The sequence below is a fragment of the Bacillus sp. FSL K6-1000 genome (genome assembly GCF_038630785.1).
Taxonomy (GTDB): domain Bacteria; phylum Bacillota; class Bacilli; order Bacillales; family Bacillaceae; genus Bacillus; species Bacillus safensis.
The window spans coordinates 1,452,720-1,468,659 of sequence record NZ_CP152042.1 but is presented as its reverse complement, the minus strand read 5'-3'; the positions used below and the strand labels follow the sequence as shown (position 1 = coordinate 1,468,659).

General features: G+C 40.0%; 13 protein-coding genes. All 13 read right to left on the bottom strand.

Annotated elements, in window-relative coordinates; genetic code table 11:
* The 13 genes from ftsA to MHI46_RS07410 all read right to left on the bottom strand — a co-directional run bounded on the left by ftsA (position 1) and on the right by MHI46_RS07410 (position 15,938).
* On the bottom strand, positions 1-1,323 hold the full coding sequence (gene ftsA, locus MHI46_RS07470; protein ID WP_039178353.1) for a cell division protein FtsA: 1,323 nt from the start codon (positions 1,321-1,323) through the stop codon (positions 1-3).
* 159 nt (positions 1,324-1,482) lie between these two features.
* On the bottom strand, positions 1,483-1,851 hold the full coding sequence (locus tag MHI46_RS07465) for a small basic family protein (RefSeq protein ID WP_003210988.1): 369 nt from the start codon (positions 1,849-1,851) through the stop codon (positions 1,483-1,485).
* Entirely contained in the window at positions 1,851-2,576 is a 726-nt protein-coding gene (locus MHI46_RS07460; RefSeq protein WP_059377066.1) for a DUF881 domain-containing protein, read from the bottom strand. Before MHI46_RS07460 ends, MHI46_RS07465 begins: the two co-directional genes overlap by 1 nt.
* A gap of 20 nt (positions 2,577-2,596) precedes the next feature.
* A complete protein-coding gene (locus MHI46_RS07455) occupies positions 2,597-3,286 on the bottom strand; it encodes a DUF881 domain-containing protein (protein WP_039178348.1) in 690 nt (229 codons plus the stop codon).
* Positions 3,283-4,062: a cell division protein FtsQ/DivIB gene (locus tag MHI46_RS07450; protein ID WP_342503197.1), complete on the bottom strand. Its 780-nt coding sequence runs from the start codon at positions 4,060-4,062 to the stop codon at positions 3,283-3,285. Before MHI46_RS07450 ends, MHI46_RS07455 begins: the two co-directional genes overlap by 4 nt.
* Positions 4,063-4,189: 127 nt before the next feature.
* On the bottom strand, positions 4,190-5,101 hold the full coding sequence (gene murB, locus MHI46_RS07445; RefSeq protein ID WP_041084933.1) for a UDP-N-acetylmuramate dehydrogenase: 912 nt from the start codon (positions 5,099-5,101) through the stop codon (positions 4,190-4,192).
* Positions 5,102-5,132: 31 nt separating this feature from the next.
* On the bottom strand, positions 5,133-6,227 hold the full coding sequence (murG, locus tag MHI46_RS07440) for an undecaprenyldiphospho-muramoylpentapeptide beta-N-acetylglucosaminyltransferase (RefSeq protein ID WP_058837741.1): 1,095 nt from the start codon (positions 6,225-6,227) through the stop codon (positions 5,133-5,135).
* A gap of 199 nt (positions 6,228-6,426) precedes the next feature.
* Positions 6,427-7,527: a stage V sporulation protein E gene (spoVE, locus tag MHI46_RS07435; protein WP_024424259.1), complete on the bottom strand. Its 1,101-nt coding sequence runs from the start codon at positions 7,525-7,527 to the stop codon at positions 6,427-6,429.
* Between the two features lie 59 nt (positions 7,528-7,586).
* Positions 7,587-8,942: a UDP-N-acetylmuramoyl-L-alanine--D-glutamate ligase gene (murD, locus tag MHI46_RS07430; RefSeq protein ID WP_039178338.1), complete on the bottom strand. Its 1,356-nt coding sequence runs from the start codon at positions 8,940-8,942 to the stop codon at positions 7,587-7,589.
* Entirely contained in the window at positions 8,943-9,917 is a 975-nt protein-coding gene (mraY, locus tag MHI46_RS07425; RefSeq protein ID WP_003211854.1) for a phospho-N-acetylmuramoyl-pentapeptide-transferase, read from the bottom strand.
* 135 nt (positions 9,918-10,052) lie between these two features.
* A complete protein-coding gene (locus MHI46_RS07420) occupies positions 10,053-11,528 on the bottom strand; it encodes a UDP-N-acetylmuramoyl-L-alanyl-D-glutamate--2,6-diaminopimelate ligase (protein WP_058837742.1) in 1,476 nt (491 codons plus the stop codon).
* Positions 11,529-11,739: 211 nt separating this feature from the next.
* Positions 11,740-13,659, bottom strand: coding sequence for a stage V sporulation protein D (locus MHI46_RS07415; RefSeq protein ID WP_039178327.1), 1,920 nt, complete (start codon positions 13,657-13,659; stop codon positions 11,740-11,742).
* A 128-nt stretch (positions 13,660-13,787) separates the two neighbouring features.
* Positions 13,788-15,938 (bottom strand): penicillin-binding protein, encoded by a 2,151-nt coding sequence (locus tag MHI46_RS07410; RefSeq protein WP_342503244.1) that lies wholly within the window; start codon positions 15,936-15,938, stop codon positions 13,788-13,790.
* Between the last annotated feature and the right edge of the window lie 2 nt (positions 15,939-15,940).

The following is a 15,940-nucleotide window of genomic DNA, read 5'->3' as shown; positions in this document are numbered from 1 at the left end:
CTATTCCCAGAACATATTAAATAGTTTTTTCATTTTGCCCGGTTTTTTATTTGTCTCTTCTTGTGCTTTTTGTTTTACTTTCGGTCTTGGCTGCGCTTCTTTCACTTGTGGTGCAGAAGAAACCGGCTCCATGGATGCGCCTACTTCATGAAACGCCTCATCCGGCATTTGGAATCCAACCTGTCTGCCCTGAATCTTTGCATTGCGATAAGCAAAGTGGATCAGACCCACTCCTGTCATATACTGAGGTTCTCTCACCCCAATATAATTCGGACTTGCAATTCTAACATTGTTTTGCAAGACCGTTTGTGCAAGAGAAAGGATACCTGGTATAGCTGCCTGTCCACCTGTTAGAACGAATCCGCCAGGCAAATCATGGACACCCATATTTCTTAATTCCTCTGCCACAAAGAGCAAGATTTCTTCCAGCCGAGCTTCGATGATATTGGCCGCTTCAAGCTGTGTATACGTCTGTTTCTGATCGGTACCGATGACAGAAACTTCAAATGTTTCATCAGACGATGCCTCATCATAAAACGCATGTCCAAATTGTTTTTTGATTCGTTCAGCTTCTTCAGTAGAAGTTCTAAGTCCTATAGACAAATCTTTTGTAATGTTCTCTCCGCCCAAAGGGATACTGTGAGTAGAATAGAGATGCCCGTTTTCAAATACGGAAATCGTTGTAGATCCGCCGCCAATATCAACGAGAGCTACCCCTAGATTTTTTTCATCTTTCGATAATGCTGCTGAGCCCGATGCGAGCGGCTGCAAGCAAATATCCATAATTTCAATTCCAGCTCTCTCTACACATCGGAGCCAGTTATGTAGAATCGTTTTAGAACCTGTAATTAACGATCCATCCACCTCTAGCCGAACACCAAGCATTTTTTTCGGATCAGTGATCTCATCTCTTCCGTCGACGATAAATTGCCTCGGGATGACGTCTACGACGAGATGTTCTTGAGGAATAGATACTACCTGTGCAGCATCTAAGACACGTCTCACATCTTCAGCATGTATTTCTTTGTTTTCACTAGATACTGCGACCACGCCGCTCGTATTCTGAATATGAATGTGGTTTCCGTTAATTCCGACAATCGCCTTTTGTAAAGGAAAACCTACCATTCTTTCAGCCTGTTCAAATGCTTGTCTAATAGAATGAACTGTCTCATCTATATCAACAATCGATCCTTTTTTTAACCCTTCTGAAGGGACATTTCCAACACCTATAATGTTAAGCGAATCATCCGCCATTTCTCCGACGATGACTTTTATATTGGATGTACCGATGTCAAGGCTGACGTAAATTTCATTGTTGTTCATTCTATGGCACCTCCTCACATATCAATACTTTCTATTCTATTATTTGCTGAACAACAATACAATGAATGTGTTTTTACAAGTGTGTAACAAAACTTAAAAAATCAACATTTTTTATTAGGATTACTGAAAATATTCGTTACATCATATGTATATCCTTTTTTATGACTCACTTTTTTTCTTTTTTTCTCTAGAAATTGTCCATTTAGTTAGTAGAATTCTTCGAATAACTGCTATATTTTGAAACAATCTAACGCCGAAAGCAAACATTCCGACTAAGTACAAGTCTACACCAAGATGGACGCCCAGAAAAGCTAAACTTATTGCAAGTATAATATTAAAAAAGAAGCCTGATACAAACACTAGTTCATCGTATGCCCCTTGCAGATGTGCCCTGATTCCACCAATCAATGTATCAAGTGCAGCAAGTACAGCGAGGGAAAGATAATTAGAATACTCATTCGGTATCGTAAAATTTGTTAAGAAACCGATCGCAACTCCTATGATTAAGCCAAGTACAGGAAGCCACATTAAGATTTTCCCTCCTTTACATCGTCAAGAGGCTTCAACTCGTTTACCTGAATTGCACCGTCATATGCTTTTAGTTGAATTTGTTGCTTTGGCTGGCTAATACTCAAGCCGAAATTTTCCTGAGCAAACAAATCAGCAATATCTGATACATTTAAACGGCTGTATAATTTGTCGGCCTGGTCGCTGATCATCTTGATAGTGACTTCATCACCATCTAAGCTGTAGCCATCCATTTTTGTCGTGCCATTAATATCTCGAATCACACTAGTATTAATCACACGGTGGTCATTAATGGAAATATGCTTTGCCCCATACATATTGGCTTCGTTGATTAGCTTTTTCAGAAGATCAGGCGGGATATTTTTCACTTCTTCTCCAGTCAGATCCTTTGAGAAGAGCTGAGAGATGTCAACTTCAATTCCCTCCCCTGTCACTTCTGTAAAACCAGCCTTTTCTTTTAAATCTTTTAATGTTTTTGTTAGTTGAGCTTCTTTTGATTGATCACCTTGATGACCATACTTTTTCAGCATTTCATCATATTTATCAATTTCTTTCAGTAAATCCAATTCTTTACTTTTAGATGCAGATAAATCCTCTCTTAGCTCCCACACATCGCGAGTATCACGAACTTTGGGCTTTTGCAATGAGTTAAATTGGATGGAGACCATGATGCCGAATATCACCATTAAGGCTGTCAAACTAAGTAAAGGCTTCTTTTTCCTCAACACCACTCACCTTTTCACTTTTAATCTTTGTGTTTTAAAAGAGGATTCATACGAATATCCTTTTTTTCAATCGTCATCGAAATATGATCACTTGTCAGCTGGTCGACCACTCCTCCTGCAATATTTAATGCAGGTATTAACACCGCCGGATCACCGATAGCAGAAATGACAAACGGCGCTGGATGCTGAACACCGTCAACTGTGACAACTGGGCCGTTACAATGTATGTATGATTGGTGTGTAATTCTCTGTCCATTAATAGATACGGCAGAGGCTCCTGATATAAATAGTTCGTTTATCACATGAAAAATGTGGCTCTCATGAACAATGTAATTATTGACATTTTGTCCACTCGGGATATAAGATGCATCTTCAAGGGATACTTTTACCCCTTTTCCTTTTACGCCGATCTCTCCTGTAAACATCCTGTATTTCTCAACATCTTCCAATACATTAAAATACTGCTCTTTTTCATTTTTCAAATTGGACTCAGTGGCTTGAACCTGTGATTGAAGGCTGTATAATTCTTTTTCAAGTTTCTGATTCGCCTTTTCTTGCTTTGTCAGCTGACTTTTCAAGGAGTATTCTTTTTTCCATTGCTCTGTGCGAATGACCTCTGCCTGATGCTGCTTAGTATATTGGTATGAAAAAGAAATCAGAAAACCAAGAACAAGCATTACAATTGAGAATATAACTGTTTTGCCTCTCAACGTTCATCTTCCTTTTTCTTAGATTTAAACGCTTCAAAATACGTCGCGACTTCCATATGGATTGTGCCTTTTTCAGAAGGTGAAAGTTCTTTTACAATGGCAGGATAGGTTTCCATTTTATCAGCGAATGTTTTAATTGATGCAATCACAGTGTTCCCATCATTCATATAAAATTTAACGAGCCATTGGTTTGAGCTTGTCGGCACATAATATATTTCCGAGATGAGTTCCTGAATAGAGGCTGGCAGCTGATTTAAAGATCTTACAGTTTGCTTCAGCTTCTCTTTATTGTCCCAATCCACTAAAATAGGTCCTGCATGACTTGGTGTGACTTCTTCTGGTAATGCTGTCCCATTTTCAAGAAGCTCATAGTATAGATTTCCCTTTTGAAGATACGCAATATTGGCATATTCTTTGACAGCAATACTGACCTTATTTGGAAAATGTTTTTTGATACTGACACTTTTAATCAGTTTGTTTTGTTTAATATGATCTGCTGTTAAATCTTTATTTAAATTCCAAAACTCTGTTTCGCCTTCTTTGATTTGAGAAAGTTTCACAAGCTGTTTTGTAGGGACATGCTCGTTACCCGTAATAGTTAAAGAAGAAATTTTACTGATTGGTGTCTGCAAATAAATAATGATTAAAACCATGATAAAAAACAGTAGAATAAAAGAGATTAGTCTCCGGTTCGCTTTCTGCTTCCTTTGTTCTTTAATTTTAGGAATTCGTTCTTCTATATTGACGATCTTTTCATTTTCATGATCAGGTCGCATGTATATTCTTCACCCCATTCAAAGCTGCTTGTCCACACCTTTGGGTCATCATTTTGATGAGAAAACAAACGGCATTCTTTCATGCCGTTTGTTTTCCAGTGATGCCATCATTCATAAAAACTAGCTTTTAATTTGCTTCACCGATAATTTCTACTTCTGTATGCATATCTACATTGTAGTCATCTTTAATTTTCTTTTGGATGTACTGAATTAAGTCCAGCACGTCTTGAGCAGTAGCACCACCAGCGTTCACAATAAAGTTGCCATGCATATCAGAGATTCTTGCTCCGCCAATTTGGTACCCTTTTAAATTCGCTTTTTCTACAAGCTGTCCTGCATATTCAGGCAGCGGATTTCGAAAAATACTTCCGGCACATGGTCGATTATAAGGCTGTGTTTCCTTACGATAGTCTTTATTTTGCTGCATTTTCTTTGTGATTTTCTCGCGATCATCCTGTTTGAGCTTAAACACGGCCTCGAGAACAATGCCTGGTCGTTCCTTTTGAAGGACAGATGTTCTATAGCTAAAGTTCATCTGCTCATTTGTTAGCCACTCGATGCTTCCATCTTCAAATAAGATTCTCGCTTTCACAAGGATCTTACTAATATCAGATCCGTGCGCACCTGCGTTCATATAAACAGCACCGCCAATAGATCCCGGGATACCAGCTGCAAACTCCAGCCCTGAAAGACCCTGCTTACTAAGAGACGTTGCAAGCCTTACAACAGAATAGCCGCCGCCAACTGTAATTTCTTCATCATTTACAGTTAAATGATCAAGTCCAGCGCCTAACTTCAGGACAACGCCACGTATTCCTTTATCAAGTACGAGTAAATTCGACCCTCTCCCAATAACCGTCCAGTCCGCGTGGTGTTTTTTTATCTGATCCATGATCGTTTTAACTGCATCGATATCTTTAGGAACGATCAATAGATCTGCCGGCCCGCCTATTTTCATTGTCGTATGATTTGCAAGCGGCTCATTTTCAAGCACTTTACCGACTTGCGCTTCTAATAATTCATTCTTCAAGTTCTCCATATTACCCTCCGCCTTACCTAATATCATTCCATCATGTAGTCGTAATTTCTTTTAATACATTATATAAACGTCCAGCCGCATCTGGTACTCCAAGTTCTTTTGTTAAGCGGCTCATTTCGTTTAACTTTTCTTCATTACCAGCAATTTCATCAATGGCATGAAGAAGACTCTCTCCAGAAAGCTCTGATTCTCTTAAAACGATTGCAGCGTCATGCTTTTCTAGTGATCTTGCATTAATCTCCTGGTGATTTGCTGTGACGTATGGGCTTGGAATAAAAATAGTTGGGATTCCAAGGGCTGTCACTTCAGCAATCGTTGTGGCACCCGCTCTTGCAACAATCACATCAATTGATTTCAAGTACTCCGGCATTTGGTGCAAGAAAGGCTTTGTGATCATATTAGGTGCTGCATCTTTTTCCTTTAGTTCGTTCAGCACTTTTTCATAATGAACCTCACCTGTGATATATAAAAGCTGATAGTTCTTAGCCTTTAATTCATTTTGCATGTCAATGACTGCTCTATTAATCGGTGCAGCCCCCCGGCTCCCGCCAAAAATAAGAACTGTTTTTTTCTTTTCATCCAGCCCAAACTCTTTAAGAGATTTCCCCTCTTTTATAGAGACGACTTCAGAGGCTCTAGGGTTTCCCGTAAATACAACCTTTTCAGAAGGAAAATGTTCCTTTGCTTCTTCAAAGCAGATGGCTACCTTATCAACATATCTCGCCAGAAACTTATTTGTGATTCCAGGCAGACTGTTCTGTTCGTGAATAATAGTCGGGATTTTCAGCTTAGAAGCTGCATAAACAACAGGGCCGCACACATAACCACCTGTTCCAATGACCGCATCTGGCTTGAATTCTTTTAAGTAAGATTTACTTTTTTGAACGCCCTTTAGAAATCTCATCACCGTTTTTACGTTATCAAAGGAAAGCTTTCTTTTAAAACCTGAAATTTCTATGGACTTGAAAGGGATATTTTCTCTTTCTACAATTTTCTTTTCAAGTCCATTTTCAGTACCAATATATAAAAATTCTACATTAGGATGCAGTCTTTTCACTTCTTTAATAAAAGCTAAGGCCGGATAAATATGTCCGCCTGTTCCGCCTCCACTGATTACTATACGCATTATACCATTTCCCCTCAATTTTTTTCTGCTCTGAACAAAGTATAAACCCTGTTTTAAACAACAGGGCTCCGTTAAAACCTGTAAAGAAGAGTCAAAAAAACATGTTTTCAATACGAAAGCTGTCTTTTTCACTCTTCAAATCATTTTTTTGTACTTTTGCAAAATAAATGTCATCATGGTTTCATTAACTAGCAACACATTAATATCTAGCGTACCTGCTTACATTCAGAAGTACGCCAATTGCCATCAGCATTAATGTCAGTGATGAGCCGCCATAACTTAGGAATGGGAGCGTGATCCCTGTCACAGGGATGAGTCCAGTAACAACTGCGATATTAATCATCACTTGAATGGCAACCATTGAAATAATGCCAACTGCTAGGAAACTTCCGTATAAGTCTGGGGCTCCAAGTGCTATTCGTATGCCTCTCCATAATAGAACACTAAAGAGCAGCAAAATGAGTGATCCTCCTATAAAGCCAAGCTCTTCAGACAATATCGCAAAGATGAAGTCTGTTTGAGGCTCAGGTAAATAAAAGAATTTCTGTCTACTTTGACCGAGACCCATTCCGAACAGACCGCCTGGACCAACAGCGTATAAGGATTGAATAATTTGAAACCCACTGCCTAGTGGATCTTCCCAAGGATTTAAGTACGATGTAATTCGTTTTATGCGGTAGGGCGCTGATAAGACGAGTGCAGCAAATCCACTGAGCCCTAAAAGACCGAGAAATATAAAGTGAGCAATTCTCGCACCTGAAACAAATATCATAATAATACAGGTTCCAACCATTACCGTCCCTGTTCCCAAATCTGGCTGCAGCATTATGATGGCAAATGCAGAAAACACAATGCCTAATGCTGGTGCGAAACCTTTACGAAAGGATGTGATATTTTTTTGTTTTTCAGATAAGAATTTTGCAAGAAACGCAATCATCGCAAGCTTCATAAATTCAGAGGGCTGAATACTAAACGCACCGACACCGATCCAGCTTCTTGATCCATTTCTCTCCATACCGATACCTGGAATAAGTACAAGCAGTAAAAGGAGAAAACAAACAGCAATCAATATCTTTGACCAAGTCCGCCACGTCCAATAATCGACTCGCATAATGAAAAACATCGCGATAACTCCGATTCCGGCAAACAAAAGCTGTCTTTTTGCAAAATAAAACGAATCATCAAATTTATACGATGCCCACACAGCACTAGCGCTGTACACCATAATTAAACCAATCGTCAATAAAAGTAACGTAATGACAACAAGCAAAAAGTCCGGAGAAGTTTTCTTATTCGTCAAGAGACCGACACCCCAAGCATAATTCATTTGGGCTGTCAGTCATTATGAGAGACAAGCCCTTATTTAAGCATATGCACGGCGTTTACAAACATGTCTCCACGTTCTTCAAATGTTTTATGTTGATCCCAGCTTGCACAAGCCGGGGATAATAAAATCACGTCTTCTTCTTCAGAAATGTTAAACGCCGCAGGTACTGCTTGTTCAACATTATCGACATGTTTTACGTGATGTATTCCCAGTTCTTCACCAAGCTTCACAAACTTAGGTGCCGTCTCACCAAATGTGATGATTCCTTTTACATTTTTCATAAAAGGCTTCAATTCATCAAATTCATTACCGCGATCAAGCCCGCCGGCTAGTAAAATGGTCGGCTGCTTAAAAGCTGACAATGCTTTACTTGTTGCCAGTATATTGGTGGCTTTACTATCGTTATAGAATTTTCTGCTTTGAATTGTATCTACAAACTGGAGACGATGCTTCACTCCACTAAAAGTCGTGAGAACGTGTGCGATTGCTTCATTTGAACAGCCTGTATTTTTCACGACACATATAGCTGCCAAAATATTTTCTTGGTTATGCTCACCAGGAAGAACAACATCCTTTAAATCGATGATATGTTCATTCATGTAGTAAATTGCACCATTTTTAATATACGCACCATGTTCTACTTGCTCTTTTACCGAGAAAAATACTTTTTTTGCTTTTGAAGCTTCGGCTAGTTTTACAACTGATGGATCATCAAGGTTAATGACAGCTATGTCATCTTCAAGTTGATGTGCGTATACTTTCTGCTTTGCTTTTTCATATTCATCACGAGTGTGGTGATAGTCTAAATGTGCATCAAAAATATTTAATATTAAGCTGATTTTAGGTCTAAAATCAACTGTTCCCATTAACTGAAAAGAAGACAGCTCAGTTACAATCCACTCATCGCCAGCTGCCTTTGCAGCGACTTCGCTGGCAACTGTGCCAATATTACCTGCCACTAAAGTTTTTTGACTATCGCTTTTCAGCATTTCATAAATCAAAGTCGTGGTAGTGGTTTTTCCATTTGATCCAGTAATCCCAATAAAAGGAGCTGAGGTTAAATGATAAGCTAATTCAATTTCCGTCCAAACTGGAATTTGGCGGCGAATCGCCTCTTGAACCATCACATTTTCATATGGAATTCCTGGATTTTTAATTAAAATCGTTATTTCATTATCATCGAACATACGAAGAGGATGGCTGCCACAAATGACATCAATCCCCTTTTCAGAAAGAAGCTGAGCAGGTTCATTTTCTTCAAACGGCTTTTGGTCATTTACTATGACATTTACTCCATGCTCATGAAGAATTGAAGCTGCCGCATATCCGCTTTTTGCAAGACCTAATACTAGTACATGTTCGTTTTTTAACATTTGCATCTTATTCAATTATAACCACACCTCGATGTAAATTCCTAAAACAGCAAGTAATAAACCAGCTGTCCAGAAGGTGACAACTACTCTCCACTCAGACCAGCCAACTAACTCATAGTGGTGGTGAAGCGGACTCATCTTAAAGATTCTTTTTCCAGTTGTTTTAAAGGAGATCACTTGAAGAATAACGGATAACGTTTCGACAACAAATACTCCTCCAATAATGACAAGTAAAATTTCAAGCTTTGTTAAAATGGCAATCGCTACAATCGCTCCGCCTAAAGCAAGCGACCCTGTATCACCCATAAATACTTTTGCAGGATGCGCGTTAAACACAAGAAACCCAAGAACGGCTCCAGCAACAGCTACTGAAAAGATCGCTACATCGTACTGTGATTGATTCCAAGCCAGTATAGCAAAGGCTCCAAAGGCAATAGCAGCGGTACCAGATAATAGACCATCCAGTCCATCCGTTAAGTTCACAGCATTAGAACCCCCGACAAGCATGAAAACGACAAGGATAAAGTAAGCCCATCCTAAATCGAAGCTGACATCTGTTCCTGGAATGCGAATCGTCGTTGCAAACTGATAATAATGGAAGACTGCATAAAAAATCACTGCGATCACAATTTGACCGATTAATTTCTGTTTCGATGTTAAACCTAGGTTTCGTTTCATCGCTACTTTAATATAATCATCTAAAAATCCTAATAGACCGTAGCCAAGCGTGACAAATAACAATAAAAACATTTCTGGACTAATCTCAGAAAATTTGTTGATCATCACAATCGTCGTAATTGTGATAGAAAAGATAATCATAATTCCGCCCATTGTCGGAGTACCTGATTTCTTTTGGTGAGACTGTGGTCCTTCTTCTCTAATACTTTGACCAAATTTAAGTCTTCTTAAAAACGGAATAAAAATCGGGGATAAAAGAACACTGATTAAAAATCCCATTATGATTGTAAACAATATCACCTGTTCAAGCATCGTTCTTTACTCCTTCCGAATTTCCAAAGCCGTTTTCCATCAGAAAATTGCATTCATTATTAAGGTATTCATTCGCGTTCTTCGTATGTTGTTTTTGTACAAAATGCTTCATTTCATTACACTCTTTTCATCATTTTAAGATTTGTTTAGATCTAAAATAGCGTCCATAGCAACCTTTGCATCATCAAAATCGTACACTTGATCGCCAACGATTTGATATGTCTCATGACCTTTACCCGCTATTAAGACTGTATCGCCCTTTTTCGCATTGGCAATTGCAAAAAAGATGGCTTGTTTGCGATTCACAAAGCTATGATAATATGCGTCTGGCACACCATTTTCCATATCCTTTAAGATAGCTGAAGGATCTTCGCTTCTTGGGTTGTCTGATGTAAATACAGGCTCATCTGCATACTTCACAGCGATTTGGGCCATTTGAGGGCGCTTTGTTTTATCACGGTCGCCGCCGCAGCCTATCACACAGAAAATTTTGCCGTCTGTTAATTCTCTACACGTTGTCAGGACATTTTCTAAGCTGTCAGGTGTATGGGCGTAATCGACGATCACAGGGAAATCTTGATCACAGTTCACAAGTTCAAATCGGCCTTTGACTCCCTCCAGCTCTTCAATAGCACTTACAATCGTTTCAAATGTTAAGCCAGATACGATCCCTACTGATACAGCTGCTAGGATGTTGTACACATTAAACTTACCGATGAGGGCAACTGTCACATTTTTGGTACCAATTGGAGTGATTAAATCAAATTGAGTTCCCTTCGGCTTGATTTGAATATTCTTTGCCATGACATCTGCTTTTTGCTCTAAGCCATATGTCATGACTTCAGCAGCTGTCACTTTTTCATAGTAACTCGAAGCATCATCATCCGCATTTAAAATCGCATGCTTTGGCTTATCGTGATGAAAGGCACTGCCCAGCTGTGAAAACAGCAAGCTTTTCGCATGTTTATATTCTTCCATTGTGTTGTGGTAGTCAAGATGGTCCTGCGAAAGGTTTGTGAAAACGGCAATATCATAATCACATCCATGTACCCTGCCAAGATGCAGTGCGTGTGATGATACTTCCATAATGGCTGTGTCTACATCTTGATCAAGCATCTGTTTGAAGGTCTTCTGAAGTGTGACACTTTCAGGTGTCGTGTTTTTCACATCGAGAATGTCATCATTCACCTTCATATACATCGTACCGATTAAGCCTGTTTTCTTTTCGGCTTTTCTCATCATTTGTTCAATCATGTGTGTTGTGGAAGTTTTTCCGTTTGTGCCTGTGATCCCGATGAGATTCAGCTTATGAGTTGGCTGTTCGTAAAACGCATCAGCTATTCTTGCAAGAGCTCTTTGAGAGTGTTTCACAATAATGACTGGTACATCTGTTATGTTAAGAGGGTGTTCTGCTACAATCGCTGCAGCCCCGCTTTTCACCGCTTTTTCAGCATAATCGTGTCCATCTACTGTATAGCCTTTTATACAGACAAAAAGGCTTCCTTTTTTCACCTCTCTAGAATCCATTTCGATGGAAGTGATATCAGGATTTTCGTTTATTAATTCGTTGTTTTCACTTTTAAAGTATGTAAGGAGTTCTTGTAATTTCATTTCATATCAAACCTCTCAAATTCGTTCACGTGCATGTCTTGCGAAAAAAACACACAGTCTATATTTTATCGTAAAAAAAAGGATACATCCAGCGTATTCCTTAAGTTTCTCTTGGAAAAAACACACTTTAGGTTCTTTTTTTCAAACAGACCTTCTCTTTCAACAAAAAGAGGCAGCCGAATGAGTGCGGCTACCCTCTGTTCATTCTTTATTATTCATCGTTTAAGTATAATCTGATGGTGGAGCCTTCTTTGACCTTCGTCCCAGCAGCAGGTGATTGCTTCACCACTTTACTGCCAGTTCCAGAAGCATCGATCTTAAGATTAATCAGGAGGGATTCAAGGTCTGAAACAGATCCCCCTACAAGATTCGGTACTTCAATCGTTTTTGTGTCCAGCCACTGGTACTTCTTTTCAATTTGTCCTTTTCTTTTTTTCACACCCATTTCAGGCAGGCTGTCCCGCATAATATGACCCACAATTGGCGCAGCAACTGTCCCGCCAAATTGAATAGTGCCTTTCGGGTTATCTACAGCCACATATACAACGATACTTGGATCATCAGCAGGCGCAAACCCTATAAACGACACAATGTGGTTATTTTCCATGTACTTGCCGTCTTTTACCTTCTGTGCTGTCCCTGTTTTTCCGCCAACTCGATATCCTTCAACAAATGCATTTCGGCCAGTCCCTTGAGCGACTACACTTTCAAGCGCATATCTGATTTCTTTTGATGTTTCTGCTGAAATCACTTTCTTTTTGGCAATCGGTGATTGCTTTTTCACAACCTCTTTTGTGATTGGATCTATCCATTCTTTTGCAATGTACGGCGTGTAAAGTGTTCCGCCATTTACCGCTGCGGCTACGGCAGCTACTTGCTGTATCGGCGTAACAGATACACCTTGACCAAAGGCAGTTGTCGCCTGCTCTACAGGGCCAACCCGGTCCAGCGGGAACAAAATGCCTCGCCCTTCCCCTTGAAGATCAATTCCTGTTTTTTGGCCAAACCCGAAATTTTTAATATAGGAAAATAATTTATCCTTTCCTAGACGGTCGCCTAGTTCAACAAAGCCGGGGTTACAGGAATTTTGCACCACTTCTAAAAATGACTGTGATCCGTGGCCGCCTTTTTTCCAGCACCTAAGCCTTGCACCATCAACTGTTACAGATCCGCTGTCAAAAAAATGATCGCGTTTTAAATTGACTTTTTTCTCTTCTAGCGCTGCTGCAAGCGTAATAATTTTAAACGTCGAACCTGGCTCATATGTGCTCCACACCGGTAGATTTCGGTTAAACACTTTCGAGTCAACTGATTGATAATCCGCTGGATCAAAATCCGGTCTGCTCGACATTCCAAGCACTTCACCGTTCTTCGGATTCATCGCAATTGCAATCATGCCGTCTGGGTTATATTTCGCCTGCGCGTTGTCTAATTCCCGCTCTATGATGGTTTGTACTTTCGCATCGACAGTTAACTTCATATCAAGGCCATCTTTAGGCGGTGTATAATCATCTGCTTCATCTGGCATTTTCTGCCCTTTTGCATCGGAATAGAACTTTACAGAGCCTTTTTCACCTTTCAGGTCATCATCATAATAGGCTTCCAGTCCAAGTAACCCTTGATTATCAATTCCAGCGAAGCCAAGCACATGAGAAAGAAAACTGCCGAACGGATAGTGTCTGATGCTGTCTTCCGCAACATAAACGCCATCTAAATCAAGCTCTCTGACTTCTTTTGCTTTTTCATGAGATACTTTTCTTCCCTCTGGAGAAATTCGTTCGATCGATGTTTTCTTTGTGACGTGCTTGTACGCTTTTTCCTCTGACATATTCAGTACTGCCGCCAGTTTCTTGCTTGTTTCTGCGGGATCTTTAATTTGACGCGGAACGACCAATATAGATGGGGCACTTTTGTTCGTCGCAAGCTCTACCCCATTTCGGTCCAAAATATCTCCCCTTTCTGGTTCGAACGGGAGGTTCCGGCTCCATGAATCTTTTGCTAAGCTTGTGAGCTTCTCACCCATAATAAACTGTACATATCCTAATCTAGTATCTATGATGAAAAAAATGATCACCCCAATCAGCAGCACGAAAAGCAATCGTTTTCTCACTGTTACACTTGATACTCGCACGCCCGGTTCACTCCTTACATACATATGGCTTGTTTCCATCATATGCAGGCCCGTCCTTATGTAGAACGTCTCGTCTATCCCGCTCGGCAAAAGAAAAAACCTAGCAAGTCGTTTGCTAGGTTTTGCAATTAATTCGGGCTTTTAAATGTCACTGTAACAACTTTATCTGAAATCTCCGCTCCACTTTTCACACTTTGTTTGATAGCATATCCTTGTCCCTTTGTTTCGATATGCACACCGGAAATGGATGCATATTGAAGAACTTCTCTTCTCGACCAGCCTGTCATATCAGGCATTTTGATGGTTTTTCCTGCTGTTTTCAAGAAAACTTTCTGGCTTTCAGAGAATTCAGAGCCTGCACTTGGCCACTGTCGTTTAATGGAGAGGCCATCGCCGATGACAACAGGCGTTAAGTTTTTGTTTTTGGCTTCTGTTTCCGCCTGCTTCACTTCTAAATCTAAGAGTGAAGGCATTGTTTCTTGCTTCACTTTTTGTTCGCCTGATTTTTTATCGTCTGTTTTTGTTGGTGCAATATTTAAATATAGCAGACTATTTTTCATCACTGGGTTAAAGATTTGTGCAACTGGGGCAGAGCCAGTTTCTGTGTCAGACAGCTGCGGCTGCTGTACAGCTACATAAACGAGCAGCTTTGGATCATCTTTCGGCGCCATTCCCATAAATGAAAAGACGTAATCATTTCTTCCTTGGAGATAACCACCGGCACCACCGATTTGTCCTGTTCCTGTTTTTCCAGCAACGTCAAAGCCTTTGATTTGGTAAGGCTGACCTGTTCCAATCTTCGAGGAAACAACCTCACCTAAAATGTCACGTACTTGCTTTGCTGTATCTGAGGAAATTGGTTTTCCAGCTACTGTTGGTTCGTGCTGTAAAATCGTTTTGTTTGTGTTCGGGTCTGTAATATGATCAATGACATATGGCTTCATCATCGTTCCACCGTTTGCTATCGCTGTCGCTGCTTCAATTTGTTGAATCGGTGTAATGGCAGACGCTTGACCGTAAGCTGTCGATGCTTTGTCATATTCGTATCTGTAATTGATTTTACTAGACGCTTCGTTCGGCAAGTCAATGCCTGTTTTGTCGTAGAAATGGAACTTCTGCAAATATTGTTCGTAGCGCGTGAAGCCTAACTTTTCTTTTGCCAGCTTTGCAAAGGCTACGTTTGACGAACGGAGAACACCTTCATGAAAGTCAATTTTCCCCCAGCCATTTCCGTTGTTGTGGTCTCTTACAAGGCCGCCGCCTACTTTATAAGTACCAGATTGATATTTATCATTGCCTTGGTAGACCCCTTCTTGGATTGCCGCAGCAAGTGTAAAGATTTTCATCGTTGAACCTGGTTCAAACGCATATGAAATGACATCATTGTTATAATTCGTAATGTCTAATTCATTTAAATTAAAGCTTGGCCGCTGTCCCATCGCGAGCACCTTTCCCGTTTTTGGGTCAACGACTGTAGCAATGATTTTCTTCGGTTTATATTTTTTAGCAACCTGCGTCATACTTTCTTCAAGGAACGCTTGGATTTTTTGATCGATGGTCAGCGTGACGTTTTTCCCATCCTTCGGAGCGACAATGTCTTCTTTACTATTTGGAAGAGCCCATCCGCTTCTGTCACTGTTATATGTCACATAGCCGTCTTTTTCTTTTAAAAATTTGTTCAGCGCCTTCTCAAGTCCCATCGCGCCTGACATGTCCTTTGTCGCCTCATCTAATCTTGCATAACCGATCAGATTTGAAGCAAACATGCCGTTTGGATAATATCGCTTCGTGTCTTTTTCAAATGCGATTCCTGGAAGCTTCAGCTTTTCAATTTTTTCCTTTGTTGAAAAACTGATGTCTTTCCCAGCTTTACCAAACTCAACTTGGAACGCATCTTTTGTATTCAGACGCTTTAAAATTTCGCTTTCGCTCATATCAATTACTTTTGACAGCTCTTTTGCTGTCTTTTCTTTGTCAACGACATGCATTGGGTGCTTTGGATCGACCGTCATTTTCTTGCTCATGATCGCAATCAGCTTATAGACAGATGTATCCTCGGCAATCACATTCCCATTTCGGTCTAAAATAGATCCTCTTTTGGCTTCAAGTGTTTTCTTCGATTGATATTGTTCATTTGCCTTTGCAGCTAACACTTGACCATCGACCGTTCCTGTAATCTGAATATAAATAAAACGTGCAAGGATGATAAAGAAAAACAGGGCGAAGCAAATACTCGCAATTGCCGCGCCTCTGTTCATCATTTTATTCTTTTTAGGCATCG

Bases quoted from the DNA above. Each gene is read 5' to 3' on its own strand.
- ftsA (WP_039178353.1), bottom strand. From the start codon at position 1,323: ATGAACAACAATGAAATTTACGTCAGCCTTGACATCGGTACATCCAAT.
- MHI46_RS07465 (WP_003210988.1), bottom strand. From the start codon at position 1,851: ATGTGGCTTCCTGTACTTGGCTTAATCATAGGAGTTGCGATCGGTTTC.
- MHI46_RS07450 (WP_342503197.1), bottom strand. From the start codon at position 4,062: ATGCGACCTGATCATGAAAATGAAAAGATCGTCAATATAGAAGAACGA.
- murB (WP_041084933.1), bottom strand. From the start codon at position 5,101: ATGGAGAACTTGAAGAATGAATTATTAGAAGCGCAAGTCGGTAAAGTG.
- murG (WP_058837741.1), bottom strand. From the start codon at position 6,227: ATGCGTATAGTAATCAGTGGAGGCGGAACAGGCGGACATATTTATCCG.
- mraY (WP_003211854.1), bottom strand. From the start codon at position 9,917: ATGCTTGAACAGGTGATATTGTTTACAATCATAATGGGATTTTTAATC.
- MHI46_RS07420 (WP_058837742.1), bottom strand. From the start codon at position 11,528: ATGAAATTACAAGAACTCCTTACATACTTTAAAAGTGAAAACAACGAA.
- MHI46_RS07410 (WP_342503244.1), bottom strand. From the start codon at position 15,938: ATGCCTAAAAAGAATAAAATGATGAACAGAGGCGCGGCAATTGCGAGT.